Source organism: Bacillus sp. PSXD-155, from assembly GCF_049310765.1.
GTDB classification, from domain to species: Bacteria; Bacillota; Bacilli; order Bacillales; family Bacillaceae_G; genus Bacillus_A; species Bacillus_A cereus.
Genome location: NZ_JBMOWC010000002.1, coordinates 167,957 through 188,032, shown reverse-complemented (window position 1 = coordinate 188,032; position 20,076 = coordinate 167,957). Strand labels below are relative to the sequence as shown.

The following is a 20,076-nucleotide window of genomic DNA, read 5'->3' as shown; positions in this document are numbered from 1 at the left end:
TTCTATTACTTAATGGAACGGACATACTGATCTTCTCCATCGTCTTTGACAAAGACTCCTAGCTCATTCAAATCTTTGCGTAAATGCTTCTTTTTTTTCGAGTTTCCTTCTCGAAGGGCATTTCGTCTTTCATACAAAATAGTATTTATGCTTTTATTAAATCGCTCATCCTCTAATTTCCATAAGCTATACTCATGTTTATAAGGATCTTGTTCCACCCAGGGGAAGCCTTGCATTAAGAAAGTATCTTTAATTTTGCTTGGGTTAATGTCAGATGTTTCACGTAACCATTCTCGGTCTTCTTGATCAATGATAACCACTTGACGCTTATCTACAAAAACGGCTTTTACATTTGATCTGGTGATTTGTTTCTTTTGATCGTCCTTATTCACGTGAATGCTTTCCGAAGTAATGTTCATCTTTAAAGCGTCACTATAAATAATTAAAGAAAATAAAATTCCTGCAAAAACACCAATTAGCATGAGGATAATAGGAAGCCAGAAGGGGTTAATAAAATTTAAAAGTTCTATAATTTTTGAATCAGAAAAGAGAGGAATCCTTTTTATAATCTCTATTAATTTAGGTGAAAAATATCCAATAATGCCTAAAAGGATTGGGCTTACTATAGCAAGTAATTTTTCTAAAAAACCTAATCCAATGACAGATGCCTTTTTCATGTGTAGTTCATCCTTTCATATATATTTTTTTAATCAAGGCATATTTAAACAGTGAGTTTCTTCACCATTTTTATGAGCTCATCTGAGTAATTTTCTATGGATATAGATGAATTTGCCTTCAGCATTCTTTCTTCGATTGCTCCTAAAATAAATGAAGCTAATGTGTCGGTTTGGAAAGAATCGGAAAACACGCCATTTTGTTGACCAGTCTTCAAAATATCTAATAACATCGTTCTAAGAGCATCCTCCTCTTCGTCGTCTTCGATTCTGTAATAAGGAACGTTCTCTTCATTTCTTGCATTAAAGACAATCTCAATTAAGGCAATATTATTTTTGTAATGAGTTTCTTGATAAGCCAAGTGTGCTTCAATAAAAGCCTCTAGTTTATTTATTTCAGATTGAGCTAATAGTACTCGATTACTAATAAATTCATGTTGTTTGGCAACTAAAAATTGTAATGTGCGATTCATAAGGTAAAGCTTATCGTTAAAATGATAAGAAATAAGTCCGGTGCTAATCTTAGCTTTTTTTGCTACCTTCGTTAAGCTTAAATTGTTATATCCAACCTCTTCTAATGTATCAATACATGCAAGAATAATTTGTTCACGCCTAGCCTCTGCAATAAAAGAATCAGTCACGCTATTCAACTCCTAATTTATATGATTTAAATGTATAATCAAAAAATTGATTGATCGTTCAATTAAATATTAGTAAGAAATTAAGAGTATGTCAAATGTTTTATGCTTACATCTGGATAAGGCTCATTCGCTTTTTAATAAAGCCCAATTCCTAAAACAAGCCCGTTTTTAGGTAAGCCAAGCTTCCTATTCGCCCTGAAAACATAATATAAATGGAATCCCCTCATTTAGAGCAAGGTGAACTTGTTATGAATGATACTAAAGGAGGAATAGGGTAATGAGCGAAAAGTGTGAACACAGACATGATGATTGTAACCGCAGACATGGTTGCGGAGGCGGTTTTGCGCTTCTAATCGTATTGTTTATTTTATTAATTATCATCGGTGCTAGCTGCTTCGGCGGAGGCGGCGGTTGTGGCTATGGTGGTTATGGTGGTTATGGCGGTTATGCTGGCGGCTACGGCGGATATTGCTGCTAATTATTAAAAACTATTGAAAATAGCCTTGTGCATATTGCACAAGGCTATTTTATTCATATTTTTATATGCTGTGATAATTTATTAATGTACAGAGAACGGATTAAGAAGAAGAAAATGATCTCGATAATCCCGAAAAAGGTGAGTACGATACATGTCTCTTTTAATAAGGAGAAAGAAAACATGCTTTGTAAAAACTTAACCGCAAATAATGTGTGAACACCAGCAACGATGTAAGGAACGAAAAATAAAATTCCTAATTGAATCGTTGCAGAGCGAAACATTTCTGATTCAGTTAAGCCAAGCTTTGTAATCGTAATATACTTTTGTCTTTCAGTTGTTAAGTCATTATACATACGGAAATATAAAACACTAGCTGCTCCGATAAAGAAAATAAAGCCGAGAAATGCCCAAATAAAGAATTGAGCGACTGCATTTCCTTTACTATGAACGAGTTCATCCGTAGCTGTATAAATATAAAATGGTTTAATGAAATTTTCTTCATTTTTATGTGCTTCATACAAAATTTCTGCATCATGATCTAAGCTTTTTAATATATTTTTTGTTGGGACAATTGCATTTTCCCAATTTTCCACGAAGTAGTTATAGACTGTAATTGTTTCAATATGAGGAATCATATTTTCAATTACTTCATCTTGCATCACAATTAAGTGAGGTAATGCAAAGGGAGGCTCAATTCCTCTATTAATAAAACCTTTAATTTGAAATTCCTTTTTATTAGAGCCAAGTGTAATTGTGTTCTGCTTCGCAAATGGGTTAGACACGAGATTTAATAACGCTGGTGAATAGCGAGAAATATTATAAACTTGTGAAGAATCGAGAGTGATTTTTGGTCTGTTTAATTGCTGTGCTATTGCGTTATAATCACTCATTTTCATAATGGCAATTGATTCTTTTGAAGCTGTATCTTTTAAAACGGTAAACTTATATTTGTCATATTGAAAATTAGCATTTGTAAGTTCAGTTTCAATCGTAGTAATATGCTTTTGTTCAAATGCATTAACACCTTCTGATGTATAGGTGAATGGTATTGGATATCGTTCTAGTATGGGTGCTTTCGTATTATTGTTTGCAGCAAATAACCCGATAATAATTGTAAATGCAAGTGCAGATAGCATAGAAACAATAAAGAGTACATTAATATTACTGCGTGTACGAGAAACTAAATCTGAAATCCATAACATATTTATTTGTTTTAAGTAAAACTTTCTTCGTTTCTTTAAAATATAGATAAAGAGAAGAAATGTTTGTGAAAAAAATAAATACGTCCCAATCACTACAAGCGGTAAAATAGATAGCATAATTAAGAATACAGATCCATTTTGTGCATTTTTTTCCGTTATGTAGCCTTGCGGATAACCGGCAATATAATAACATAGTCCTAAACAAGTTAAAGCAAATAGTGAAATGAGTATAGATGGTTTTTTTTCGCTCTTCTCTTTGTTAACACCCTTAATAAGCTTCGTTGTTTTTCGAGTACGAATAAACATTGGTGTAAATGTAGAAACGATTAAAAATAAAATGATAAACGTTACGGTTGTAACGATAATCGCTTCTGTTGGCCAATATAAATAGAGACCTTTCGCGTTTGTTAATTTCGAAGTGACTAATAAGAAAAAGTTAGAAAATACAAGTCCACCTTGAATGCCGATAAAGATGGATAATATCCCAATTATCATGTTTTCGGTAAATAACAATCTTTTTAATTGTCTCTGTGAGATACCAAGAATAGTGAGTATCCCGAATTGCTGCTTCCGCACATTTAAAAATGTTCCAATTGAATATAAGAGAAAGAAGAACGAGAACATAACAATCACAAGCTGTGCTGTACTAGCTAAATTCATTAGAGGATCACGTTCTTGAAAGCTTTGTACACTCTGTAAGCGTGGATGATACGCGTATACAGTAAATGAAAAGAAAACCATGATAGAAAACGCACTACTTACAAAGTAGGCGAAATATGCTTTTGAATTACGTGAGACATTTTTAAATGCGAATTGCCAAAACGTCATCCACGTCTTCCTCCTAATAAGGCTAGAACATCTAATATTTCTTGATAAAACTTCTCGCGATATAATCCGCGGTGCAGTTCATTGTAAAGCTCTCCATCTTTAATGAAAATAACACGGTTACAATAACTTGCTGCAAACGGATCGTGCGTAACCATTAAAATCGTTGCATCTTCTTCTTTGTTTAATTTCGTAAATAACTCCATTACATCAATAGCGGCTTTTGAATCCAGGTTCCCTGTCGGTTCATCGGCTAGTAAGAGAGAAGGGTGATGAATAACAGCACGTGCTACTGCAGTACGCTGTGCTTGTCCTCCAGAAACTTCAAAAATACGTTTGTCCAAAATATGATCAATTCCAAGCTTTTTTGAAATGTTATCAAGCTTTTCATCCATTTCTTTTAATGGAACATTATCTAATGTTAAAGGTAGTACGATATTTTCACCGATTGTTAGTGTATCTAGTAGGTTAAAGTTTTGGAAAACAAATCCTAACTCTTGGCGGCGGAAAATAGCTAACTTCTCTCTACGAAATGTGTGTGGTTTTTTTCCGTTAATAACGACGTCACCAGAAGTAGGAGAATCAATTGTAGAAATAACGTTTAAAAATGTAGATTTCCCGCTACCAGATGGACCCATAATGGCAACGAATTCCCCTTTATCTACGTGTAAATTTATATTTTTTAAAGCAGTATGAGGGACTTTTCCCTCATATACTTTTGAGACGTTTTTTATGTGTAATACTTCTTCCATAGTAATCACCTTTCTACTTTTAAAACTTAATATGTTGTGATAATTTTTGCATATAAAAGGAACGAATTAAAAGGAAAAATAAAATTTCAACTGTTCCAAAAATCAACAGTACGACTGTAATCTCAGCGAAGAACGAGAGATGTAGAACTTCTTGTAGCATCTTTGTCGCAAACATCGTATGGATTGATGCCATAATGTAAGGCACGAAGAAAAGAATCGCAAGCTGAATTGTCGCTGAACGTTTCATTTCAGTTTCAGTTAAGCCAATTTTCGTAATCGTTATATATTTTTCTTGCTCATTTGTTAAATCTGTATACATTCGGAAGTAAAGAACACTACCAGCACCGATAAAGAAGATAACACCTAAGAAAGTACCAATTAAGAAGAACGAAGCGACATTTAGTTTTGTCTTATATAAGGAATCGCTCGCTTCACTTGCATGGAAAGGTGGATGCTCTGCTTGAATTGCTGCATTATCGTTATCAATTTTTGTTATAAACGATGAACCGATATTATGTGCTTTTTCCCAATCTGTAACTTTGAAGTTATATACACTCATTTGTTTGGAAACTGTGGATAAGGATTCTACATTTTCATCAGATAGTATGAGTAATTGGTATATTAAGCTGTTTGGGAATGGGCTATAACTTTTATATTCTTTCACTTGTAGTTGTAAATTGTTTTGAGTAAGTGTAAGAGTATTTTTCTTTTCTTCATTGTGAAGTGTTCCAATAACTTGATCATCTAAGTCTTTCATAAGAATATAAGATTCATTCTTATTTACCGTGAGTTTTTCCCAATTTAATGATTTAGCAAGTACATTATAGTCACTTTGTTTAATTGCGTAATAGAGCTGCGTGTTATCTTCAGCTGAAGATACTTCATATATATCCGTTTTAAATTTCGTATAAGTAAAATGCTCTTCATTAAATTTCTGCTCTAACCAGTTTAAATGTTCATCAGCTAATGTATTTTCAGTATGTGATAAATACGTAAACGGGAAAGGGTTTTGTCTAATTGCATCAAACTTTGTAAATTTCCCAAAACCGTATAAGAATGTAATCATTGTAAAAGCGAGTGTTGATAGCATCGCTACAATAAAAAGCATGTTAATGTTTGTCCGAATGCGCGCTGCTAAATCCGAAATCCAAAGCATATTAATTCGTTTCATATAAAACGTTCTTCGCATTTTTAAAATACGAATAAGTAAAAAACTAATTTGTGAAAAGAAAAAGTATGTTCCAGCTGCAATAAGCGATGGAATAACAAATATACTAGAGACGGCATATAAAAGCCCAATGATATCGCCTAACGACATAAAATATAATGGATTGGATTCTAATACATATCCAGTTATTAAACATGCCGCACCAAATAGAGAGATGAGCACGGATGCTTTTCTTTCTTTTTGTTGTTTTCCTTCTTTTAAAAGACGTACGGCTTTTCTCGTGCGAATGAGCATCGGTGTAAAAGATGATACGAGAATGAAGAGCCCGAGAAAGATGATGATAGTTAAAACGATAGCACTTGTAGGCGGATATAAATATAAACCAGGTACGTGTGTAATTTTGGCGGTAACTAATAAAAAGAACTGTGAAAAGACAACTCCAAGTTGAATGCCAAAAAATATAGAAAGAGCACCAATTAACATATTTTCTATAAATATGAGTCGCTTTAATTGTTTTTGAGATATGCCAAGTACTGTTAAAATCCCGAACTGTTTTTTTCGTACTTTTAAAAACGTCCCGATTGAATACAGTAAAAAGAAAAATGAAAAGAACACAATGACAACTTCTGAAATTGTCATTAATATGTTCAGAGAATAATTCACGTCTGTCATATGCAATTTAGGATGAAATAAATAAACTGCAAATGAGAAAAAGATTGCGATGGAGAACGCACTGCTTACAAAATAGGCGAAATAAGCTCTGGCGTTCCGCGTCACGTTTTTAAATGCAAACTGCCAAAATGTCATTCACCTGAACCTCCTGATAGGGTGAAGATGAGAAGAGCATAGGAAATACTCTTTTCATCAAGTTTGTTTTAAATATTTTGTCCACTCGTGTATTGTGATAATTTTTGCATATAAAGTGAACGAATGAATACGAAAAATACGATTTCAACGAATCCAAAAATAATAAGAACGGCTGAAACCTCTTTGAACAGAGATAAACCAATTACATCTTGTAGCATTTTTGTTGCGAACATTGTATGAATGGATGCCATAATGTACGGAATGAAAAATAAAATACTAAGTTGAATGGTTGCAGATCGTTTCATCTCTGTATCTGTTACACCGATTTTAGAAATCGTTATATATTTCTCTTGTTCGTTCGTCAAATCCGTATACATTCTAAAGTAAAGAACGCTACCAGCTCCAATGAAGAAAATAACTCCTAAAAATGTCCCAATTAGGAAAAATGCAGCACTGCCTGATGTTATTTTGTATAACGATCCTGCTGATTCAAAGGAACGAATAAGAGGTCCTTCATACTGGGATTTATTTCGATCTTTTTGAACTTTTTCTATAAAATTATCAGCAATTTCATATGTCTGTTCCCAGTTTTGAATTTTGTAATTGTATGCTGATATATGCTTTACGGTGCTAGGTAAGTTATTTACGATAACATCAGGCAAAACTATCGTTTGATATGAAAAGCCAGCTGGAATTGCATTCACATGCTCATAGCCTTTCACTCGTAATTTCGTATTTGTACTAGAGAGTGTAATGTAATCTCTTTTGTAGCTTTGCTCAAATTCGTTGAATATGGTGATATAAGATGTCCCTGTTAGCACATATGCTTCGTTATCATCCATAAATAGTTGTTTCATTCGTAAAGAATCTGCAAGTTTGTTATAGTCACTTTGCTTAATTGCGTATACGTCATTATAAATAGCTATATCTTTATCTTCTTTTAGTGGTGTTTCATATATATCAGCTTTTATTTTTTGATAGGGGAAATGCTCTTTTTGTAATTGTTGCTCAAGCCAATTTAAATGCTCTGTAACAAAAGGGTTCGCATCATAAGAAAAATAAGAAATTGGAAAAGGAGAAGTTCTATTCACCTCTAGCTTAATAAATTTCCCGAATCCATATAGAAACGTAATCATTGTGAAAGCAATTGTAGATAGCATGGCTACAATAAACAGCATATTAATATTCGTTCGAATACGGCTTGCTAAATCCGAAATCCAAAGCATATTAATCCGTTTCATATAAAACTTCCTTCTTTTCTTTAAAATATAAATAAGTAAGAAACTAATTTGTGAAAAGAAGAAATATGTTCCAATTGTAACAAGCATTGGGATAACGAAAATACTTGAAACCATATATATAACACCGATTTGCGGGCTTACTGATACGAAATATTTAGGATTTCCAGCTAACGCATAACCACCAAATAAACAAATCGCACCAAATAATGAAACAAGTATGGATGGTTTTCTTTCTTTTTGTTTTCCACCATTTGTTTTTAAAAGGTGTACTGCTTTTTTTGTACGAATAAGCATTGGTGTGAATGCAGATACAATGATAAAAAGACTAAGGAAAACAATGGTTGTTAAAATAAACGCGTTAGTAGGCCCGTATAAATATATTCCTGGAACATGGGTAAGTTTGGCTGTTACTAATAAGAAAAATTGAGAAAAAACAACTCCAAACTGCATGCCGAAAAAGATAGATAAAATCCCGATTAACATATTCTCCATAAAAATAAGACGATGTAATTGTTTTCTCGATATTCCTAAAATGGTCAGAATACCAAATTGTTTTTTTCTAACTTTTAAAAAAGTACCAATGGAATATAGTAAAAAGAAGAAAGAGAAAAATACAATTACTACTTCTGAAAATATCATTAATCCTGAAATTTCAGAGGTCATGTCAAAGTTTTGTAATTTCGGATGGAATAAGTAAACAGCAAACGAAAAGAACACAGCAATGGAAAAGGAGCTACTTACAAAGTAAGCAAAATAAGCTCTTGAGTTGCGCGTGACGTTTTTAAATGCAAATTGCCAAAATGTCATAGATTATACCTCCGGCTAGAAGATATAGAAGTAGTTGTATTGCAAAAAATGTATGAGAGTGAGTTCTCATACATTTTGCTTGCATATGTTACGATCATGCTTCGGTCACCTTCTCCGTATGTTCTGCTTGATTATTTGCAGCGTTGTGGAAGATGATTTTAATCGTCGTTCCTTTATCAACTTCAGAATCTAGTTTGACAGAGTGACCTAAATAATCACAAATTTTACTTACAATATAAAGTCCCATACCAGTAGATTCTCCGAAGGCGCGACCGTTTTTCCCAGTGTAAAACGGTTCAAATACTCTTCGAATATCTTCTTGTGGAATACCAACACCTTCATCACGAACTTCTAAAATAATATCTTTTCCGTTTCGGTAAGCAGATAAGAAAACTTTCTTTCCGCGCTCACCGGAGTAACGAACAGCGTTTGTCATTAATTGATAGATGATAAATTTTAGCCATTTCGCATCAGAAGCAACTTTTAAATCAGAATGGACTTCTAAAACAGGGAAGACACCATTACGAATGAATAGTTCTTTTAATCCATTAATATTTTTTGTTACCGTATCTTTTAATGAAATCGTCTCGACATGGAAATCTTCATGGAAGTTATTTAACCTAGCCATGTATAAAGCCATATCAAGCCCTTGGTTTAGACGCTCTAATTCTTTTTTAAACTTTGGAATTAAATGCTCGTCTTCCATTTCTAGCACCATAAGCTGCATAACAGAAACAGGTGTCTTCATTTGATGTACCCAATGGTTAATGAATAGTTGATGTTCTTGTTGTTTTACTTCATACGATTGTAGTTCTTTTTGGAAGAGGCGGTACTGCGTACGCACGAGTTCATTGACACCGTGAGGCATCGGAGCAGTCGCTCTTTCAATAAACGCATCTTCCATTTTTTCTGGTTGCTCGCTTAATCTATGGTACATTCTACGATTGCGAACGTAACGGTAAGCAAGGAAACAAATAAATAAATATAAACTTAAAACGACGAAGTAAAATTTATTGTTTTGAAATCCATCTACTGCATCATAAAGAACGAAAATGATACCGAAGTTTAAAACGTACAGTAGGAAAAATGCAAAATGATCACGTAAAAATAGCTTCATGCTTATTCACTCCAAGTTGCGTTAAAGCGATATCCAAGTCCACGTACTGTTTCAATAGAGTTCTCAATGCCAAGCTCATTAAACTTTTTACGAAGACGCGTAATGTTTACGTTTAATGTATTTTCTTCAACGAAGCTCTCGTCATCCCAAAGCGCAGCTAATAAATCTTCACGGCTCGCTGTACGAGGGAATTTAGATAATAACATTTCAGCTAAAATAGCTTCTTTCTTCGTTAAAAGAACTTGTTCAGATCCGAAGTGAATTTCAGGACGTTCTGGGAATAGTTTTAAACCTTCTACTTCAACGATACGTTCAGAAATATTCGGTGCATAATCACCGTAAATACGACGTAATTGTCCTTTAATTTTCGCCATTACAACATCGTAGTGGAACGGTTTTGTAATGTAATCATCCGCACCGCTTTCAATTGCCATAATTTGTTCCATCTCACCAGCACGAGCTGAAATGAAAATAATTGGACAAGTAGATTCATGACGAATTTGACGGCACCAGTAGAAACCATCGAATTTCGGTAAGTTTACATCAAGTAAAACAAGATGTGGTTTCATAGCGTTAAACGATTCCATAATATCATCGAAATTCTCTGCTACCACAGCCTCATAACCGTACTTCTGAATGTGAGATTGCAGTAATGATGAAATATTTGGATCGTCTTCAACGATTAAAATTTTATACATATGTATATTCCTCCTCAAAAAAAACAATTGTAGCTATAGTGTATCATGTGTTTCAAGTCTTTTCATTATGTTGAAAGATAAGCTAGTAAACAGTATAGGTTAAAAGTGAGAAAAGTAAAAAGGGCGCTGGATGAAATTGACAAATAACGGTAATCGGTTTAACATTTAGATAAATATCTAAATGTCTAATTATCGAAAGGAAGAAAGACATTGAATCAAGCATTCAAAGCATTAGCAGATCCAACAAGGCGAAAAATTTTAGACTTATTAAAAGAAGGTGATCTAACCGCTGGTGAGATTGCTGAACATTTCAATATGACAAAACCAAGTATTTCACACCACTTAAGCGCACTTAAAAATGCTGAACTTATTCAAGATGAAAAGAAAGGGCAATTCGTTGTGTACTCTTTAAACACAACGGTCTTTCAAGATTTGTTGACTTGGGTGTTTACATTTACGAATAAGGGGGAAGAGGGGAAATGAAAAAGCATCTTTTTGCAATCTTATTAATTGTTATAACTTGTTTAGCTTGGGCGTTTGCTTGGCCACATTTACCGGATACAATTGCAACGCATTGGAGCGGCGGTAAAGTAGATGGATATTCTTCTAAATCGTATGGAATGCTTTCTATGGTTGGAATTATGATTGTTTTATATATTTTTCTAAACGTGTTACCAAAGATTGATCCAAAGAAAGCGAACTACGAGAAGTTTTCTAAAGCTTTTATGATGATGAATAACGGGATACTACTGCTACTATTTGTAGGGAATATAGATATTATTACAAGTGGATTAGGATACAATTTATTCATTAATCGCGTGCCGGAATTATTAGTGGGTATTTTATTTATAGTCATCGGAAACTATTTACCACAATGTAAACCAAACTACTTTGTAGGTATAAAAACACCGTGGACATTAAGTAACGAAGAAGTGTGGAGAAAAACGCACCGTTTTAGCGGAAAGGTGTTTGTTGCATTGGGGATCATTATGATTTTAAGTGTTTTTGCACCAGTGGCGTGGAAATCTTTCGTAATGGTTGGAATTATTATTGGTGCAGTAGGATTAACGATGGGATATTCTTATGTTGCCTATAAAAAAGAAATAGGGGCCTAATAAAAAATTATGGGGGAGAGAGGATGAAAAGACACGTATTACCATGGAGTTTAATTATTGGCATTGCAATTGGATGGTATATTGTATGGCCATATTTACCAGAACAAATTCCACGCCATTATAATGCGGCAGGAGTAGTAGATGGATATTTTTCTAAAGTAGAAGCAAGTTCTGTTTCAATAGGTAGCATGATGTTGCTGTATTTGATATGGCTAGCTCTTGGGTATATTGATGTAACGAAAGATAAGTATAAACAGCATGCTAAAGTCCTTTCCGCAGTCCATTATGCAATTCTTTTAATAGGATTCGGTTGTAACTTATTTGCACTATTAGCAGCGTCTAATTATATTGCATCGGGCTCAATTGCATTTAATTTTGGACTTGGAACATTGTTTCTTGTACTAGGTAATTACATGCAACAAACGAAGCCGAACGGGTTAGTAGGCATTCGAATGGACTGGACATTAGAAAATCCTGTAGTTTGGAGAAAAACACATAGATTTGCTTCGAGGGTATTTGTAATAGGTTCACTTTGTATATATGCCGGGGCTTTGCTTCCAGATCCATTTAATATTTTTATGGGGATTGGAATCATATTAATATGTATTATCGTATCAACAATAAAGTCATATAGTATTTATAAAGAAGAGTTGAAAATGTAAATAAAGCTGCTTTTCCTTTTAGGGAAGAGCAGCTTTGTTTTTTTATCACTTCTTCAAAACCGGTATCCAAATTTCACTTTTAAAGTTTGGAGAAGATATGTCTTTCTGTTCATTCCACAATACTTCCGGTCCTTCCGCTAGTTCATAGTTCGAAGAAGGGAACCATTCAGAATAAATGCGCCCCCATACATTTTGTAGTGCATCAGGAAATGGACCGACAGCTTCGAATATAGCCCATGTTGAAGCTGCGACTTCAAGTTGCGCGAATTGCTCTGGACAATCCTTTGTTGTGGCTACTCCAATATAGTGATCAAGTTCTCCTTTTTCCTCCATTCTTCCTTCAGAAAAATTAGTAGAAGCACTAATAATTCCATTAGGTTCAATGTTTGAAAGGGACTTTAATGTTTGAATAGACTCTGGGTTTAAACTTTTCCACATAGAAGCAATTTCTTCATTTACACCGTTAAAAACGATTGGTACTCGTTTTGTAATACCTATAATTCGAAAGGGCTCTTTTTCTTCAATTCGATAGTTCATTTCATTTCCTCCTTGAATGGATAATTGGAAGGTCATTGGTGAATAAGCCTTCAAAGAATGGCTACTATTTCGGGCCTCTGAAGGTGTTATACCGTGCAAGTTTTGAAATGCACGAGCGAATGAATCTGGTGAGTTGTATCCATATTTTATAGCGATATCAATGACTTTTACATTGTTGTTTTTTAGTTCAAAGGCAGCGAGAGTAAGACGTCTACAGCGAATATATTCTGATAGTGATATGCCAGCTAAAAAAGAAAACATTCTCTTGAAATGATATTCGGAGCAGTAAGCTATTTTTGCGACTTCTTTAAAATCAATTTCATGTGTAAGGTTGTTTTCGATATACTGCATTGCAGCATTCATATTTTTAAGTGAATCCATATTATGACCTCCTCTGTACATAGAATAGCAGGAACGAAATAGCTCCATCCGACATTTCGTGCACAACTTTGTAGGTGCATTTTTTACCTTACAAAATTGTAATGTTCCTGTAAGGAGAATGAATGGATGGTATGATATCCCAATGTTATAGTAACAAAGTACTTTAATTCATTACGTTAACTTTTTGATTTCTTTACTTATGTGCCTTACATAACTGTCATGTTTGTGTAAGAAACATCGATAGTGGCAAGAGTAGAGAGTGTATATAGTTGAAAATAGAGAATAGATGAAATGAGGGATGTCGAGATGAAAACAGTGCTAGAAGCAAAAAATATTGAAAAAGTATATGACACGGGTGGTAATAAATTTGCAGCGTTAAAAGGTATTAACTTACAAGTAAAAGAAGGTGAGTTCGTTGGAATTATGGGACCTTCAGGTTCTGGTAAGACGACTCTACTAAACGTTCTTTCTACAATTGATAATGCGACGAACGGTGAAATTTTAATTGATGGAAAAGATATCGTAAAAATGAATGACGATAAGTTAGCGTTATTCCGCCGCGATCATTTAGGTTTCATTTTCCAAGATTATAACTTATTAGATACGTTAACGGTGAAAGAGAATATCGCTTTACCACTTGCGTTATCAAAGGTGAAAGCGAGTGAGATTGATCGCCGCGTTCTTGAAATCTCAAAGAAATTCGGTATTGATCATATTTTAAGTCAGTTCCCATATCAAGTATCTGGTGGACAGAAGCAGCGCTGCGTAGCATCACGTGCGATTGTTACGAATCCAAGTATGATTTTCGGAGACGAGCCAACTGGAGCGCTTGATTCTAAATCTGCAACAGATTTACTTGAAAGTATGAAGTCGTTAAACGAATATGATAACTCAACAATTTTAATGGTAACGCATGATGCATTTGCAGCAAGTTATTGTAAACGAGTTATTTTCATTAAAGATGGTGAACTATATAAAGAATTGCACCGCGGTGAATCGACGCGTAAACAGTTCTTCCAAAAAATTGTTGATGTAATGTCTTCTATTTCTGGGGGTATGGCTGATGACCTTATCTAGCATTGCCCTCCGCAACATACAGCGGAACTTTAAAGACTACTTTGTATATTTTGCATCTATGATTTTTAGTATCGTTATTTATTTTACATTTAAAGCACTGCAATACAATTCACAAATGGAAAAAGCTGCAGAAGCTTCAAAAAAAATTAGCGGAGCGTTCCAAGTTTCAAGTGTCATGCTTATCATTTTCGTAGCAGTGTTTATTATATATTCGAACGGTTTCTTTACACGTAAACGTAAAAAAGAAGTTGGCTTATATTCGTTATTAGGTATCCGTAAAAGACAAATTGGTAAAATGCTCTTTTATGAAAATATGTTAATGGGATTAATGTCTTTAATTATCGGTATTGCGATTGGTAGTGTCCTTTCAAAATTATTCCTTGAACTGCTAGTAAGCATGATGGGATTAAACTTAAATGTTCATTTTGAAGTACCGATGGCTGCCATTATTGATACAGCACTTATTTTCTTTGTGATTATTTTATATACATCACTTCAAGGATATCGTTTAATTTATCGATTTAAGCTAATTGAACTTTTCCGCGCCGAACGTGAAGGAGAAGCAATGCCAAAAGGATCAGTTATTATGGCATTAATTTCAGTTGTCTTAATCGGTTCAGGTTATTTTTTAGCATTAATGTTCATGAAGGCTGTTAAATATGCAGACTTTATGGTCGTTGCATTATACATTTTATTAGCGACAGTAGCAGGGACTTATTTACTGTTTATGTTCTTCACAGTATTTGTATTGAAACGTGCAAGAAATAATAAGTCAGCGTTTTATAACGGTATGAATATGGTAACGACGTCGCAGCTACTATATCGTATTAAAGGAAATGCAAAATCACTTGCGACAATTTCTATTTTAAGTGCGGTAACATTAACAGCGGTTGGTACGTCAGTTACGATGTATTACAACACATTTACGCAATCAAAAGTTGCTGCACCATATAGCTATTCTTATGAGAAAAAAGATGCAGCGCTTGATAAGAAAGTAAATGCGATTTTTGCAGAAGAGAAGAAAGATCATCCGATTAAAGATCAATTTGAAATTGAGACAGTTCCTGTAAAAGGGAAGTTTGAAGGAGATAAAGTTGATTTCATCTTTAATATGAACTACAGTATCTCAGAGAAATATCAATTTATGTCTCAATCTGAATTTAATAAGCTTGCTAAGAAAATCGACGCAGAAACAGTGAATGTAGCTGCTGATGAAGCATTTATATATGATAGTTCGTATATTGAAGGACATGAGTTTAGTCCACAATATAAAGGAAACAGAGCAGTATTCCAAATTGGAAACGAAACGAAGCAATTAAAAATCCAAGGTGCAAATGACGTTGCGATTACAAATTTAGGTGAATTAGTTGTTGTCGTTTCAGATGAAATGTATGAACAAGCGAAGCAAGCATTTGGAACACGCGTTGTAAAAAATATTGATGTAAAAGATGAAAAAGATAGTAAAGTGTTAACAGAAAAATTAACAAAAGTGATGCCAGCTGGTGAATCAGAAATGGTGCCATCATTTAGAGATTTCTACACTGGTTTCCATATGGGGCTTGAAGGAACAGGATTAATGATGTTCATCGGAATGTTCTTAGGACTTGTATTCTTACTAGCAACAGGTTCTATCATTTACTTTAAACAATTAACAGAAGCAAATGCTGATCGTGAGCGTTATGTTGTACTTCACAAAATAGGGGTCACAAAACAAGAAATGAAAAAAGCTATTGCAAAACAAGTAAGCTTTATCTTTGCGATTCCGTTAGTAATCGGAATCCTGCACAGCTTGTTTGCATTAAAAGGTTTAGGGAACATATTACCATTTGAAATTATGATTCCGCTTCTCATTAGTATTGGAGTATACGGTGTCATCTATATTGGATATTACTTCTTAACGGTTCGTTCTTATTATAAGATCGTGAGTGCGAAGTAATAAGGGGCAGCTATCGCTACACGCGATAGCTGTTTTTTTTATTCTTCATAAAATCTTAAGAAACTTCCTCAATTTTTATTAAGAAACGATAGTTATACTTAGACACAAGTTAAAAACTATCGAACGAATGAGGAGAGGTTTACATGCAGCTCATTACATTTTTACATGAATTTATAAAGCATCCAAAACATACTGGTGCAATTGCGCCAAGTTCAAAAATATTAGCAAAGAAAATGGTCGATGTAATTGATTTTAATAAAGCGAAATGTATTGTAGAGTTAGGGCCTGGCACAGGGGTTTTTACGAAAGAGATTATGAAGAGAAAAAAGAAGGAAACAATATTTCTTCTTATTGAAATTAATGAAGTATTTTTCAAAGAATTAAAAAGAAAGTTTAAAGATGAGCAGAATGTCATTGTTGTACACGGTTCAGCTGAAAATATAAAGAAGTATATGGAGGAGCTCAATATAGAATGCATTGATTACGTTTTATCAGGGTTGCCTTTCACTTCTTTACCAGAAGAAGTTTCAAAGCGCATTTTAAGCAATGCGATGGAAGCGATACATGAGAATGGTGAGTTCATTACATTTCAATATTCACTTGTGAAAAAAGGGTTTATACAGCATTTCTTCCCTGAAATTACACTAGAAAAAGTATGGCTCAATTTCCCGCCAGCCTACGTCTTTAGTTGCAAAAAAGAACTAAGGAGAGCGTATGCATAATGGAATTACATGAATTATTATCCTATATCGAGCAATACGGTTATTGGGCATTATTTTTCTGTTTATGGTTAGGTATTATCGGTATGCCAATTCCAGATGAAATGATTGTTATGAGTGGTGGTTTCGTATCTTCAGTAGGTATATTAAGTGTTGTTCCTGCGTTTTTATTAACGTATTTAGGCGTTGTGTCCGGACTTTCTTTAGGCTATATATTAGGGAAAATATTTGGTACAAAAGTACTTGATAAGCTAATGAAAAAGAAAAAAGCAAAGTATGTTGTGAAATCGCAAGAGATGGTAGAGAAGTATGGTCATTATGCATTAGTTACAAGTTACTTCATACCAGTTGTAAGACATGTTGTACCGTATTTAGTTGGAATGAATAACATGTCATTTAAGACGTATGCTTTGTATTCTTATACGACAGGATTTGTTTGGACACTCGCTTATTTCGTACTAGGTTCTTTATTTGGACAACATATTGAAAGAATTGTAGCAGTTGCGATAGAGTATGGTGTGTATTTTGGCGGGAGCATTGCATTGATTGTGAGTGTGTTTTATTTTTACAGACAAAAAAGAAATACAGTGATGAGTAAATAAAGGAGGCGGCAGCCTCCTTTTATTATTAATATGGATTTATTTATCGAAGTGCTGATGCAAAGCCCTGTTACATTAAGAAAAAGTTAAGAAACCGTACGAGTTTTTATTAAGAAATGCTCTCTATACTTAGAAAGGTCTTATAGAAAAACATAATGAAAGGCGGAATATAGATGAAAAGATTTATTTTAGGATCATTACTTGTCATCATAGCAGGAGCGGCATATTTGTTATACGGGAGTGCTGCAGTGGATTCCATGAATCCGTTTCTTAAATTAGAATATCGTTATGCGGTAATTGATAACGATGGAGAAGATTTAGGTGGAAATAACGGCCGTGCATACACAGTGGACACATATGATAAGGATGGAAATAAAAAAGAGATAACAATTGATGGAGTGGATACACTGCAAAAAGGTTCCTATTGGCATGTAATTACGAGAGGAAAGTCTGTGCACGATAAAGTGCAAATAGAAGAAGAAATAATTCCTGATGGAGCGAAGGGGAAGTTAGGATTATAAGTATAGAACCGATTCTCAATAGGGGAATCGGTTTTGTTATTTTATGGTAAAGTGTAGGAGGGGGAGTGTGAGTTATGTTACTCATTGTTAGTCTTATATTAATTGGGATTATGTGCAGTATGAGAATAGTATCCTTACATATGATAGAACGAGAAAAGATAGAAGAGAGATATGTATATTGCCCAAAATGTGATGCGAAAATTAGAAAAGGGAATGCTGCGCCTTTTTGTTCAAAATGTAATTTAATATTTTAGAGAAGGTAAAAAGGCAACAACGAACATATTTCATTTCGTTGTCGCCTTTTTTTATGAAGAATAATAACAACTTTTTATGTTCCACTGATAATTTCTATAGTTACCTCCGCAAGAATAGTGGATTTTTTTTTAATAAAATCATTTTTAATAATTTTATTTTGGAGCTACAGACGTTGAAACATAAAATTGTTACTTCTTAGTATCTATAACACTTTAAAGTGCGTACTTTTTATTGTGTTGTAGATAAGACATAATTACATACGTGAGAGGGAAATGAGTAGTGTAGAACTAAAAAGCATATACGTTATCTTTCATAACTATCGTGCTTTGATCGGTCAGCCCTTGTCACATTAATTGATATCCATTAATCATTTTTAAATAGATTTTAGGAGGAGATTTTAAATGAAAGATTTATTAAAAGGCACACTTGGTTTTGGTACGGCACCACTAGGTAATATGTACCGCAATATTCCAGAAGAAGAAGCAATCGCAACAGTGGATGCTGCTTGGGATAATGGTGTTCGTTACTTTGATACAGCTCCACTTTATGGATCTGGTTTAGCAGAGATTCGTCTTGGTGAAGCACTATCGAAAAGAAATCGTGATGAGTACTTCTTAAGTACAAAAGTAGGTCGAATTATTTCAGATGAATTAGAAGATCCATCTACACGTGATTTAGGTGAAAAAGGCGGACTGTTCGAATTTGGTCGTAAAAATAAAATTATCAACGACTACAGTGCGGACGCAACTCTTCGTTCTATTGAAGATAGTTTAAAACGTTTAAAAACAGATCGTCTAGATTTTGTTTATATTCATGACGTAGCACAAGATTTTTATGGAGATGAGTGGATTTCACAATTTGAAATTGCTCGAACAGGAGCATTCCGTGCACTTACTCAATTACGTGATGAAGGTGTAATTAAAGGCTGGGGTCTTGGAGTAAATAAAGTAGAATCAATTGAACTTATGTTGGACTTAGAAGAAGCAAAACCAAATGTTTCTTTACTAGCTGGTCGCTATTCATTATTAGACCATGAGCGTGCATTAGAACGTGTAATGCCTGCAGCTGTAAAAAACAATATGGACATTGTTGTTGGTGGACCATATAGCTCAGGTGTTCTTGCTGGAGGAGCACACTTCGAATACCAAAAAGCGTCACCAGAAATCATTGCAAAAGTTAATAAAATGAAAAACCTTGCAGATCGTCATGGAATCAGTATTAAAGCTGCTGCTTTACAGTTTGCACTGGCTAATCCAGCAGTTGCTGCTGTTATTCCAGGTGCAAGTAAACCTGAACGAATTGCAGAAGACCAAGCGGCATTAAAAACAGTGATTCCAGCAGCGTTCTGGGAAGAAATGCGTGAACAAAAACTAGTTGCAGCTAATGCACCACTACCAATTAACGTTAAATAAAAAGGAGAGTAATTAACATGGCAAACACTATTACATCTATTGAAATTCCAGCTTCACCTGAACAAGTATGGCAATTAATTGGAGGCTTTGATGCACTTCCAGACTGGTTACCATATATCCCTAGCAGTAAAGTAACTGAAGGCGGACGTGTACGTCATTTAGCTAATCCTGATGGCGATGCGATTGTAGAGCGTTTAGAAGCATTTAATGAGAAAGAACGTTACTACACATATTCAATTATGCAAGCACCATTTCCTGTAACTAATTATTTATCTACAATCCGTGTTAAAGAAGGTAAAGGTGTTAACACATCATTAGTTGAATGGTCTGGTAGCTTCACTCCTGTAGAGGTTACTGATGAAGAGGCAATTAATCTATTCCATGGAATTTATAAAGATGGTTTAGAGGCGTTACAACAAGCGTATTTAGCTTAATCAATTTATTAAACATTT

21 protein-coding genes are annotated in these 20,076 nt (G+C 34.2%); 12 read left to right on the top strand and 9 right to left on the bottom strand.

All coding sequences use genetic code 11. The features are described 5' to 3' along the window. Positions 1-5 precede the first annotated feature (5 nt). Both ACO6VI_RS02455 and ACO6VI_RS02450 read right to left on the bottom strand, forming a co-directional pair. Entirely contained in the window at positions 6-677 is a 672-nt protein-coding gene (locus ACO6VI_RS02455) for a YqeB family protein (protein WP_088021550.1), read from the bottom strand. Between the two features lie 44 nt (positions 678-721). Then, complete coding sequence (locus ACO6VI_RS02450) at positions 722-1,315, bottom strand: TetR/AcrR family transcriptional regulator (RefSeq protein ID WP_000132248.1); 594 nt, start codon at positions 1,313-1,315, stop codon at positions 722-724. 277 nt (positions 1,316-1,592) lie between these two features. Here ACO6VI_RS02450 and ACO6VI_RS02445 point away from each other — a divergent pair, with 277 nt between their 5' ends. Further along, positions 1,593-1,793: a YjcZ family sporulation protein gene (locus ACO6VI_RS02445; protein ID WP_078401185.1), complete on the top strand. Its 201-nt coding sequence runs from the start codon at positions 1,593-1,595 to the stop codon at positions 1,791-1,793. Positions 1,794-1,846: 53 nt separating this feature from the next. Here ACO6VI_RS02445 and ACO6VI_RS02440 read toward each other — a convergent pair whose 3' ends face one another. From ACO6VI_RS02440 to ACO6VI_RS02415, 6 genes are all read right to left on the bottom strand, one after another. Beyond that, on the bottom strand, positions 1,847-3,823 hold the full coding sequence (locus ACO6VI_RS02440) for an FtsX-like permease family protein (protein ID WP_000144950.1): 1,977 nt from the start codon (positions 3,821-3,823) through the stop codon (positions 1,847-1,849). Continuing rightward, positions 3,820-4,572 carry an ABC transporter ATP-binding protein gene (locus ACO6VI_RS02435; RefSeq protein WP_000393250.1) on the bottom strand — a complete coding sequence of 251 codons (753 nt, stop codon included), beginning with the start codon at positions 4,570-4,572 and terminating at the stop codon, positions 3,820-3,822. The genes ACO6VI_RS02440 and ACO6VI_RS02435 overlap by 4 nt, the downstream gene beginning before the upstream one ends. A gap of 19 nt (positions 4,573-4,591) precedes the next feature. Continuing rightward, positions 4,592-6,547, bottom strand: coding sequence for an ABC transporter permease (locus tag ACO6VI_RS02430; protein ID WP_088021551.1), 1,956 nt, complete (start codon positions 6,545-6,547; stop codon positions 4,592-4,594). Positions 6,548-6,615: 68 nt separating this feature from the next. After that, the gene (locus ACO6VI_RS02425; protein ID WP_088021552.1) at positions 6,616-8,595 is read right to left on the bottom strand and encodes an ABC transporter permease; all 1,980 of its coding nucleotides are present in this window, start codon (positions 8,593-8,595) and stop codon (positions 6,616-6,618) included. A 94-nt stretch (positions 8,596-8,689) separates the two neighbouring features. After that, the gene (locus ACO6VI_RS02420; RefSeq protein ID WP_088021553.1) at positions 8,690-9,712 is read right to left on the bottom strand and encodes a sensor histidine kinase; all 1,023 of its coding nucleotides are present in this window, start codon (positions 9,710-9,712) and stop codon (positions 8,690-8,692) included. A gap of 2 nt (positions 9,713-9,714) precedes the next feature. Continuing rightward, entirely contained in the window at positions 9,715-10,410 is a 696-nt protein-coding gene (locus ACO6VI_RS02415; RefSeq protein ID WP_088021554.1) for a response regulator transcription factor, read from the bottom strand. A 210-nt stretch (positions 10,411-10,620) separates the two neighbouring features. Between ACO6VI_RS02415 and ACO6VI_RS02410 the strand changes: the two genes are divergently transcribed. The 3 genes from ACO6VI_RS02410 to ACO6VI_RS02400 are packed head-to-tail and all read left to right on the top strand — an operon-like array spanning position 10,621 to position 12,187. Further along, positions 10,621-10,893: an autorepressor SdpR family transcription factor gene (locus tag ACO6VI_RS02410; protein WP_001070531.1), complete on the top strand. Its 273-nt coding sequence runs from the start codon at positions 10,621-10,623 to the stop codon at positions 10,891-10,893. Then, entirely contained in the window at positions 10,890-11,525 is a 636-nt protein-coding gene (locus tag ACO6VI_RS02405; protein WP_000716363.1) for an SdpI family protein, read from the top strand. Before ACO6VI_RS02410 ends, ACO6VI_RS02405 begins: the two co-directional genes overlap by 4 nt. A 23-nt stretch (positions 11,526-11,548) precedes the next feature. Next, the gene (locus tag ACO6VI_RS02400) at positions 11,549-12,187 is read left to right on the top strand and encodes an SdpI family protein (protein WP_000820676.1); all 639 of its coding nucleotides are present in this window, start codon (positions 11,549-11,551) and stop codon (positions 12,185-12,187) included. Between the two features lie 45 nt (positions 12,188-12,232). On the opposite strand, the gene ACO6VI_RS02395 is transcribed toward ACO6VI_RS02400, so the two are convergent. Next, on the bottom strand, positions 12,233-13,105 hold the full coding sequence (locus ACO6VI_RS02395; protein ID WP_049107529.1) for an AraC family transcriptional regulator: 873 nt from the start codon (positions 13,103-13,105) through the stop codon (positions 12,233-12,235). 306 nt (positions 13,106-13,411) lie between these two features. Here ACO6VI_RS02395 and ACO6VI_RS02390 point away from each other — a divergent pair, with 306 nt between their 5' ends. The 8 genes from ACO6VI_RS02390 (at position 13,412) to ACO6VI_RS02355 (ending at position 20,058) form a co-directional block, all read left to right on the top strand. Further along, complete coding sequence (locus ACO6VI_RS02390) at positions 13,412-14,182, top strand: ABC transporter ATP-binding protein (protein WP_422422975.1); 771 nt, start codon at positions 13,412-13,414, stop codon at positions 14,180-14,182. Then, entirely contained in the window at positions 14,169-16,118 is a 1,950-nt protein-coding gene (locus ACO6VI_RS02385; RefSeq protein ID WP_088021555.1) for an ABC transporter permease, read from the top strand. Before ACO6VI_RS02390 ends, ACO6VI_RS02385 begins: the two co-directional genes overlap by 14 nt. Positions 16,119-16,261: 143 nt before the next feature. Next, complete coding sequence (locus ACO6VI_RS02380) at positions 16,262-16,840, top strand: class I SAM-dependent methyltransferase (protein WP_001176065.1); 579 nt, start codon at positions 16,262-16,264, stop codon at positions 16,838-16,840. Then, positions 16,840-17,439 carry a DedA family protein gene (locus ACO6VI_RS02375; protein WP_065485479.1) on the top strand — a complete coding sequence of 200 codons (600 nt, stop codon included), beginning with the start codon at positions 16,840-16,842 and terminating at the stop codon, positions 17,437-17,439. Before ACO6VI_RS02380 ends, ACO6VI_RS02375 begins: the two co-directional genes overlap by 1 nt. A 170-nt stretch (positions 17,440-17,609) precedes the next feature. Further along, positions 17,610-17,957 (top strand): YxeA family protein, encoded by a 348-nt coding sequence (locus ACO6VI_RS02370; RefSeq protein WP_088021556.1) that lies wholly within the window; start codon positions 17,610-17,612, stop codon positions 17,955-17,957. 74 nt (positions 17,958-18,031) lie between these two features. Further along, on the top strand, positions 18,032-18,211 hold the full coding sequence (locus ACO6VI_RS02365; protein ID WP_078994622.1) for a hypothetical protein: 180 nt from the start codon (positions 18,032-18,034) through the stop codon (positions 18,209-18,211). A gap of 402 nt (positions 18,212-18,613) precedes the next feature. Continuing rightward, positions 18,614-19,624 carry an aldo/keto reductase gene (locus ACO6VI_RS02360; RefSeq protein WP_016079933.1) on the top strand — a complete coding sequence of 337 codons (1,011 nt, stop codon included), beginning with the start codon at positions 18,614-18,616 and terminating at the stop codon, positions 19,622-19,624. A 17-nt stretch (positions 19,625-19,641) separates the two neighbouring features. After that, positions 19,642-20,058, top strand: a complete 417-nt coding sequence (locus ACO6VI_RS02355) for an SRPBCC family protein (RefSeq protein WP_065485475.1) — start codon at positions 19,642-19,644, stop codon at positions 20,056-20,058. The last annotated feature ends 18 nt before the right edge of the window (positions 20,059-20,076 follow it).

What these genes read in the sequence shown, in the direction of transcription:
- ACO6VI_RS02455 (WP_088021550.1), bottom strand. Translation starts at nt 677, where the DNA reads ATGAAAAAGGCATCTGTCATTGGATTAGGTTTTTTAGAAAAATTACTT.
- ACO6VI_RS02445 (WP_078401185.1), top strand. Translation starts at nt 1,593, where the DNA reads ATGAGCGAAAAGTGTGAACACAGACATGATGATTGTAACCGCAGACAT.
- ACO6VI_RS02440 (WP_000144950.1), bottom strand. Translation starts at nt 3,823, where the DNA reads ATGACGTTTTGGCAATTCGCATTTAAAAATGTCTCACGTAATTCAAAA.
- ACO6VI_RS02435 (WP_000393250.1), bottom strand. Translation starts at nt 4,572, where the DNA reads ATGGAAGAAGTATTACACATAAAAAACGTCTCAAAAGTATATGAGGGA.
- ACO6VI_RS02430 (WP_088021551.1), bottom strand. Translation starts at nt 6,547, where the DNA reads ATGACATTTTGGCAGTTTGCATTTAAAAACGTGACGCGGAACGCCAGA.
- ACO6VI_RS02425 (WP_088021552.1), bottom strand. Translation starts at nt 8,595, where the DNA reads ATGACATTTTGGCAATTTGCATTTAAAAACGTCACGCGCAACTCAAGA.
- ACO6VI_RS02420 (WP_088021553.1), bottom strand. Translation starts at nt 9,712, where the DNA reads ATGAAGCTATTTTTACGTGATCATTTTGCATTTTTCCTACTGTACGTT.
- ACO6VI_RS02415 (WP_088021554.1), bottom strand. Translation starts at nt 10,410, where the DNA reads ATGTATAAAATTTTAATCGTTGAAGACGATCCAAATATTTCATCATTA.
- ACO6VI_RS02405 (WP_000716363.1), top strand. Translation starts at nt 10,890, where the DNA reads ATGAAAAAGCATCTTTTTGCAATCTTATTAATTGTTATAACTTGTTTA.
- ACO6VI_RS02400 (WP_000820676.1), top strand. Translation starts at nt 11,549, where the DNA reads ATGAAAAGACACGTATTACCATGGAGTTTAATTATTGGCATTGCAATT.
- ACO6VI_RS02395 (WP_049107529.1), bottom strand. Translation starts at nt 13,105, where the DNA reads ATGGATTCACTTAAAAATATGAATGCTGCAATGCAGTATATCGAAAAC.
- ACO6VI_RS02390 (WP_422422975.1), top strand. Translation starts at nt 13,412, where the DNA reads ATGAAAACAGTGCTAGAAGCAAAAAATATTGAAAAAGTATATGACACG.
- ACO6VI_RS02385 (WP_088021555.1), top strand. Translation starts at nt 14,169, where the DNA reads ATGACCTTATCTAGCATTGCCCTCCGCAACATACAGCGGAACTTTAAA.
- ACO6VI_RS02380 (WP_001176065.1), top strand. Translation starts at nt 16,262, where the DNA reads ATGCAGCTCATTACATTTTTACATGAATTTATAAAGCATCCAAAACAT.
- ACO6VI_RS02375 (WP_065485479.1), top strand. Translation starts at nt 16,840, where the DNA reads ATGGAATTACATGAATTATTATCCTATATCGAGCAATACGGTTATTGG.
- ACO6VI_RS02370 (WP_088021556.1), top strand. Translation starts at nt 17,610, where the DNA reads ATGAAAAGATTTATTTTAGGATCATTACTTGTCATCATAGCAGGAGCG.
- ACO6VI_RS02365 (WP_078994622.1), top strand. Translation starts at nt 18,032, where the DNA reads ATGTTACTCATTGTTAGTCTTATATTAATTGGGATTATGTGCAGTATG.
- ACO6VI_RS02360 (WP_016079933.1), top strand. Translation starts at nt 18,614, where the DNA reads ATGAAAGATTTATTAAAAGGCACACTTGGTTTTGGTACGGCACCACTA.
- ACO6VI_RS02355 (WP_065485475.1), top strand. Translation starts at nt 19,642, where the DNA reads ATGGCAAACACTATTACATCTATTGAAATTCCAGCTTCACCTGAACAA.